Below are 6000 nucleotides of genomic sequence, written 5' to 3'. Positions count from 1 at the left end.
GCCGTACCACTCGGCCTGCTCCTCGGTCTTGATGTCGTCGGCACCGGAGAACAGACCGCCGGACGGGATCCCGGCCTGCATGAAGGCCAGGTAGTCGCTGCGTCCGCTCAGCACGCCGGGCTCGCTGACCTGGCCCTGGTCCTCGAAGTAGTCCTCGAAGACCTTGGCGATCGCGCCGGAGCCGGCCGGTGCGCCACCGGACTCGGGCAGGTCCATGCGGCCGTCCAGGACGAATCGACCATAGTTGTGCGAACCGATCATGTCGAAGTTCAGGTAGAGGGCGACATCGTCGACCTCCTGCTCGGACAGGCTCGCGACGTACTCGTTGGAGCCGACCAGGCCGGACTCCTCGGTGCCCCAGAAGGCGAAGCGGACCTTGTTGTTCGGGTCCTCCTTCTCCGCCAGGCGCAGGGCGGTCTCCAGGACGAAGGCGGCCCCGCTGCCGTTGTCGTTGATGCCGGGGCCCTCTTCGACGCTGTCCAGGTGGCCGCCGACGACCACCACGTTGTCGTCCTTGCCACCGGAGGTCTCGGCCAGGATGCTGTAGGAGCTCTCCTGGGTGACCTCCGAGTCCACGGTGACCTGGAGCTCCAGGTCCGAAGCGGCGAGCAGGTCCGCGCCGACCAGCCCGGAGACACCGATGGCCGGAATGCCGGAGGACTCGCCGACGGTGCCGAGGAAGACCTCGTCCTCGTTGTTGACGACCACGGCCGCCGAGGCGCCGGCGTCGGCGGAGTTCTGCACCTTGTCACCGAACGGGCAGGTGCCGCGGAGGGTGATGGCGATCGCGCCCTCGGGGAAGTCGGCGAAGTCGTCGGGGGAGCACCCGCTCTCCTCGCTGTCGGCGTTGACCGCGACGGCGGGGGCGGTCACGTCACCGGAGCCGGAGTGGCTCATGGTGACGTAGTCCTCGTCGAGCTCGTAGGCGCGCTCGTCCGGGGCGGTCCGGGCGAGTACCGCGGGGGTGTTCTCCCTCCAGGACTCGTACTCGTACTCGTGTCGGTAGGGTTCGTAGCCGGCGCGTTCGAGCTGGTCCTCGATGTACAGGGCCGCGACGTCGTAGCCGGGAGTACCGCTGGCCCGGTTGCCGCCGTTGTACTCGGCGATGGTGTCGAGGTTGCTCAGATGGGCCTGGATCGCCTCGGCGGTCACGGCCTCCGACAGGGGCAGCTCGTCGGCGTGGGCCGCGCCGCCGGCCAGGGTGCCCGCGGTGAGGCACAGGGCGGCCAGACCGGCGGTGGTGGCTCTGTGACGTCGGGGCGAGGGGACCGCGGGCGGATGCCCGGGATGGTTCGGACGCACGATGCTTCCTCCCGTATGCGGGGGTCCATCGAACCGTGAAATGGGGGATGGACGCGTGGGGTGGGCGAGGTACCGATGAAGCCTCGCACCGCTCGGGGGCGGCGGCAAGGGCGGGCACGCCACATTGCCACAATCAGCCACAGACCTTACACGCGGGTGGACACTGTGGTTGGATTGACGGCCCGGACCGGCCGGAACGTCTCGAAACGGGGGTGGGGCGGCGGAGGTCGGCTACTTCTCGTCCTCGTCCTGGTGTTTGCGCGCCCGGTACTCGACTCCCACGCCGCCCATCACCGCGATCCCGCGGATGTGCACGATCGGGGCGCCCGGGTCCACCACGCTGGGGGTGTTCCCCTCGATCCCGAAACCGCCCATGATCGGGAGGCCGTGCACCCGCACCTGGATGTCGTCGGGAACGATGATCCCGATGCCGCCCATGGCCGTACCGATCCAGATGGTCGTCTCGCGTTGGGTGAACCGGGCCTCGCGCAGGTCGAGTTCGATACCGCCCATCACCGCCACCGCGGTGAACGAGCCCGGGACGACCCAGTTCCCGGAACGGTCGGCCCCGCCCATGAGGACCAGCGCGGCGCGGCTGCTGGGCGGCATGTCCACGATCCGGCCCGAACCGTAGACGGGACGGGGCGAACGGAAGTCGGTGGGGGCCGGTGTGGGCGTGGCGCCGGTGTCCGGCAGGTCCCGGGTGAGGGGGACGAGCTCACCGAGGGTCTTGGCGCGATAGACCGCGTCCAAACGCTCTCCGTGCTCGTCGGGGTCCAGACGGCCCTCGGCCAGGGCCTCCCGGAGACGGTGCGCGACGGCGTCACGGTCGGCGTCCGACGCCCGCATCCGTGCGTTGTCGTCCTCGTGGGGGGTGAGTTCGCTCATCATGTCCACCATAGTTCGATTCTTCCTGGGGCGTGCGGAGACGGCATCCGGGAAAGCCCCTGAGAAGGCCCTGAGATCCCGCTCGGGTCCGGGCGGAACGGGGGCTCACCTCTGCGGGAGCAACCCGCGACGTATCGCCTGGGACACCGCCGCGGTCCGGTCTCCCACCCCCAGTTTCTCGTACGCGCGCATCAAGTGGGTCTTGACGGTGGTCGCACTGATACCCAGGGCCCGACCGATCGCCGCGTTGGTGCGCCCGTCCGCCGCCAAGCGGAGCACCTCCACCTCGCGTGGCGACAGCGTCGCCGGTTTCTCCGGTTCGGGATCGCGTCGCACGCGGGCGAGCAGCTTCCCGGCCAAACGCCCGCTGAGCACCGTCTCGCCTCGGGCCGCCGAACGCACCGAGTCGGCCAGTTCCGCGCGCGGGGTGTCCTTGAGCAGGTAGCCGGTGGCGCCGGCCTCGACCGCGCGCAGGATGTCGGTGTCGGTGTCATAGGTGGTGAGCACCAGCACGTGGACGGTGGGGTGGTCGGCGCGGATCCGTTCGGTGGCCTTCACCCCGTCGCCGCCGGGCATGCGCAGGTCCATCAGGACCACGTCGGGTTCCAGGGCGGCGACCCGGGCCACCGCCTCGGGGCCCGAACCGGCCTCGCCCACGATGTCCAGGTCGGGTTCGGTGCTGAGCATGCCGCGAATGCCCTCGCGGACCACGGGGTGGTCGTCCACCAGGAGGATGCGGATCATGGTGCGGCCTTCTCTCTGCGACGCGGGTCACTCCTCCGCTTCGTCGCGGGGAATGGTGAGACGGACGGTGGTGCCCTGACCGGGCGAACTGTCCAGGTCCAGGGTCCCGCCGACCGCCTCGGCCCGGTGGCGCATGTTCGCCAACCCGTTGCCGTCCGAAGGGCTGGAGGCGTCGAAGCCGGTGCCGTCGTCGGACACGGTCAGGGAGACACCGACGTCGGTGTAGGCGAGGGCGACCCGGGCGCTGTCGGCCCCGGCGTGCTTGCGGACGTTGGCCAGGGCCTCCTGGGCGGTGCGCAGCAGACACACCCCCAGGTCGTTGGAGAGGTCCTCGGGGGAGCCCGTGACCGTCGCGGTCACCTCGATACCCAGTTCGCGGCCGAGGCGTTCCCCGATCCGGCTGAGCGCCCCATCCAGGTCGTCGCCCTCCACCATGACCGCTCGCCGGGCGGCGACCATCGCGCGCGCCTCGGCCAGGTTCTCGGCGGCGGTCTCGCGCATCAGCGCCAGGTGGCGACGGGCGGTCGCCGGGTCGGTGTCCAACTCCGACTCCACCGCCTGGGCGAGGGCGATGATGCTGGTGAACCCCTGGGCGAGGGTGTCGTGCAGTTCCCGGGCCAACCGTTCGCGTTCTGTCATCGCCCCCGCCTGCTCGGACAGGCGGGTGGCCTCCTCACGGCTGCGACTCAGCTGTTCGATGAGCATGAAACGCTCGGCGCTCTGGTAGATGATGCGTTCGATCCAGCCGCTGAACCACAGGGCGTATCCCAGGATCGCCCCGTTGGCCAACAGGGTGATCCCGACCGATCTCCAGTCGGCACCCCCTGCCAACCCTTCCAACAGGGCCGGGAACAGCAACAGCACGGCCAGGGCGGGCACCGCGTGCATGCTGCCCACGGTCATGAAGAACACCGGGGCGATCGCGATCAGCGAGACCATCATGGTCGGGTTGAGGATGAACGCGGGCAGGGTCGGCAGCAGGAACAGCAGCATCAGACCCAGCGCCCGTCGGTGCCCCGGCAGGTCGCTGTCGGTGCTGAACGTGGGTCGGGCGAACACGTGGTACACCACGAGGACCGTGGCCATCAGGGCGGCCGTCACCCATCGCCACCGCTCCGGACCGCTGATCAGCGCGAGCGCGATCATGGCGAGCATCGCGACGGTGAAGGTGGGATGCCACCAGCGCCCCAGGTCCCACGCGTGCCACTCGGACGAGGGGCGGATCTCGCGGCGGCGGACTCCGGCCCCCGGGGCGGTGGTGTCCTCGTCGTCCTCTGGATCCGGGTCCGTCATCACGGTCAACCGTCCTTACGGGTCTTCCAACGGAACGTCGTCAGCGTCACGGCCAAGCCCACCACACACCAGATCCCCAGCGCCGGCGCCACCGTGGGCAGCTCCCACGATCCCGACGGTTCGAGTGCGGCCATGGCCTCGGGGAAGAACGCGGCGCGCATGCCCTGGGCCATCCACAACAACGGGAAGAGTGAGGCGAGGTTCAGCAGCCATTCCGGCAGGGCCATCACCGGTACGAAGATGCCCGAGATGAACTGCAGGATGAGGAACGGAAAGGTGACCACGGCGGAGGCCGCCTGCGGGGTACGGGCCAGTGAGCTCACCGCGATGCCGAGCAGCGAACAGGCGACGGTGCCCAGGACGAACACCCATGCGATGGTGGCCCACGCCTCCACGGTGCTCGGCAGGGTGGCGCCGAAGAACAGGCGGGCCACTGTCAGGAGCAGGACCACCTGACCCAGGGCGAGGAACAGCACCAGGATGGTCTTGCCGACGAAGTAGGCGCCGGGCGGCATCGGGGTGCCGCGCAGCCGACGCAGCGTGCCGTACTCCCGCTCGGTGGCGATAGAAACACCCAGGGTCTGGAAGCTGACCGACATCAGGCCCATGGCGATGAGACCGGGCAGGAAGTAGTCGACTGCGGGCACACCCATGTCGAAGAGGTCGCCCATGACGGTCGCGAACAGGGTGAGGACGACCGAGGGCAGGACGAAGGTGAACAGGACCCCCTCCCATTCGCGGGAGAAGGTGCGGATCTCCAGCCATCCCCGGGACAGGCCCAGACGCAGGGTCCCCGGTAGGCGCCCCGGAGAGGGCGGGTCGGGTCGGGTGGGGGATCCGGTGGTCGCCGGTGCGCTCATGCCGAGGCCTCCTTCGTCGCGTGGTCGTCCTTGATCATGCCGAGGTAGACCTCCTCCAAAGTGGGACGATGGACGCTCAGTTCCGGGATCTCACCGACGAAACGGCCGGCCAGCTCCGCGACCACCCGGGTGGGTTCGTCGGTGCGAACCCTTCGGTGTTCGCCCTCCTCACGCCAGGACACGGTGGCCTGCGCCGAGGCGCGCCCATCGAGGGCGGCGGGGGTGTCGACCGCCCGGACCCGACCGCGCGCCATCACGCACACCCGGTCGGCCAGGGCCTCGGCCTCCTCCAGGTAATGGGTGGTGAGCACGATGGTGGTCCCGCCCTCGGCCAAGGCCCGGATCAGTCCCCAGAACTCCCGCCGCGCCCGAGGGTCGAAGCCGGTGGTGGGCTCGTCCAGGAAGAGCAGTTCGGGGCGGCCGATGATGCCCAGTGCCACGTCCAGCCGGCGCAGTTGCCCGCCGGACAGGGACTCGGCTGGTTCGCGGGACTTGTGCGTCAACCCGACCCGTTCGATCACCTCGTCGGGGTCGTCGGCCAGGGGGTGGTAGCCGGCGAAGTGCCGCACGACGTCGCGCACCGGCAGTTTCGGGACGAGGGTCTCCTTCTGCCAGACGACACCGACCCGGGAGCGCCAGGCACGCCCCGCCCGGGCGGGATCCTCTCCCAGTACCCGGACCTCTCCACCGTCACGCCCACGGAACCCCTCCAGGATCTCGACCGTGGTGGACTTTCCCGCGCCGTTGGGGCCCAGCAGCGCGAAGATCTCACCGCGCTGGATGCCCAGGTCGATGCCGGCGACGGCTTCGGTTTCGCCGTAACGCTTACGGAGGTCGGTGACCTCGATGACCGTCTCGCTCATGCTCCGATCCTTCCGGGAGCCGGAGGGCGGCGGTATCCACTACGAGGACG

6 protein-coding genes are annotated in these 6000 nt (G+C 69.8%); all 6 read right to left on the bottom strand.

Features of this window, described 5'->3' with window-relative positions; all coding sequences use genetic code 11:
• Positions 1 to 1302: M28 family peptidase (locus K8V84_RS22075; protein WP_304078224.1), on the bottom strand; the 1302-nt coding region annotated here is incomplete at its 3' end.
• A gap of 231 nt (positions 1303 to 1533) precedes the next feature.
• Positions 1534 to 2202: a DUF1707 domain-containing protein gene (locus tag K8V84_RS22070; RefSeq protein WP_304078223.1), complete on the bottom strand. Its 669-nt coding sequence runs from the start codon at positions 2200 to 2202 to the stop codon at positions 1534 to 1536.
• A 93-nt stretch (positions 2203 to 2295) separates the two neighbouring features.
• Positions 2296 to 2934 carry a response regulator transcription factor gene (locus tag K8V84_RS22065; RefSeq protein ID WP_304078220.1) on the bottom strand — a complete coding sequence of 213 codons (639 nt, stop codon included), beginning with the start codon at positions 2932 to 2934 and terminating at the stop codon, positions 2296 to 2298.
• 27 nt (positions 2935 to 2961) lie between these two features.
• Positions 2962 to 4227, bottom strand: a complete 1266-nt coding sequence (locus K8V84_RS22060) for a sensor histidine kinase (RefSeq protein WP_304078217.1) — start codon at positions 4225 to 4227, stop codon at positions 2962 to 2964.
• 5 nt (positions 4228 to 4232) lie between these two features.
• The gene (locus tag K8V84_RS22055; protein WP_304078215.1) at positions 4233 to 5087 is read right to left on the bottom strand and encodes an ABC transporter permease; all 855 of its coding nucleotides are present in this window, start codon (positions 5085 to 5087) and stop codon (positions 4233 to 4235) included.
• Positions 5084 to 5950 carry an ABC transporter ATP-binding protein gene (locus K8V84_RS22050; RefSeq protein ID WP_304078213.1) on the bottom strand — a complete coding sequence of 289 codons (867 nt, stop codon included), beginning with the start codon at positions 5948 to 5950 and terminating at the stop codon, positions 5084 to 5086. Before K8V84_RS22050 ends, K8V84_RS22055 begins: the two co-directional genes overlap by 4 nt.
• Between the last annotated feature and the right edge of the window lie 50 nt (positions 5951 to 6000).

The organism is Nocardiopsis listeri (assembly GCF_020741345.1).
Classification (GTDB): domain Bacteria; phylum Actinomycetota; class Actinomycetes; order Streptosporangiales; family Streptosporangiaceae; genus Nocardiopsis; species Nocardiopsis listeri_A.
The sequence above is the reverse complement of the archived record's forward strand: the minus strand, read 5'-3'. Positions and strand labels throughout refer to the sequence as shown.

What these genes read in the sequence shown, in the direction of transcription:
- K8V84_RS22070 (WP_304078223.1), bottom strand. Translation starts at nt 2,202, where the DNA reads ATGGTGGACATGATGAGCGAACTCACCCCCCACGAGGACGACAACGCA.
- K8V84_RS22065 (WP_304078220.1), bottom strand. Translation starts at nt 2,934, where the DNA reads ATGATCCGCATCCTCCTGGTGGACGACCACCCCGTGGTCCGCGAGGGC.
- K8V84_RS22060 (WP_304078217.1), bottom strand. Translation starts at nt 4,227, where the DNA reads ATGACGGACCCGGATCCAGAGGACGACGAGGACACCACCGCCCCGGGG.
- K8V84_RS22055 (WP_304078215.1), bottom strand. Translation starts at nt 5,087, where the DNA reads ATGAGCGCACCGGCGACCACCGGATCCCCCACCCGACCCGACCCGCCC.
- K8V84_RS22050 (WP_304078213.1), bottom strand. Translation starts at nt 5,950, where the DNA reads ATGAGCGAGACGGTCATCGAGGTCACCGACCTCCGTAAGCGTTACGGC.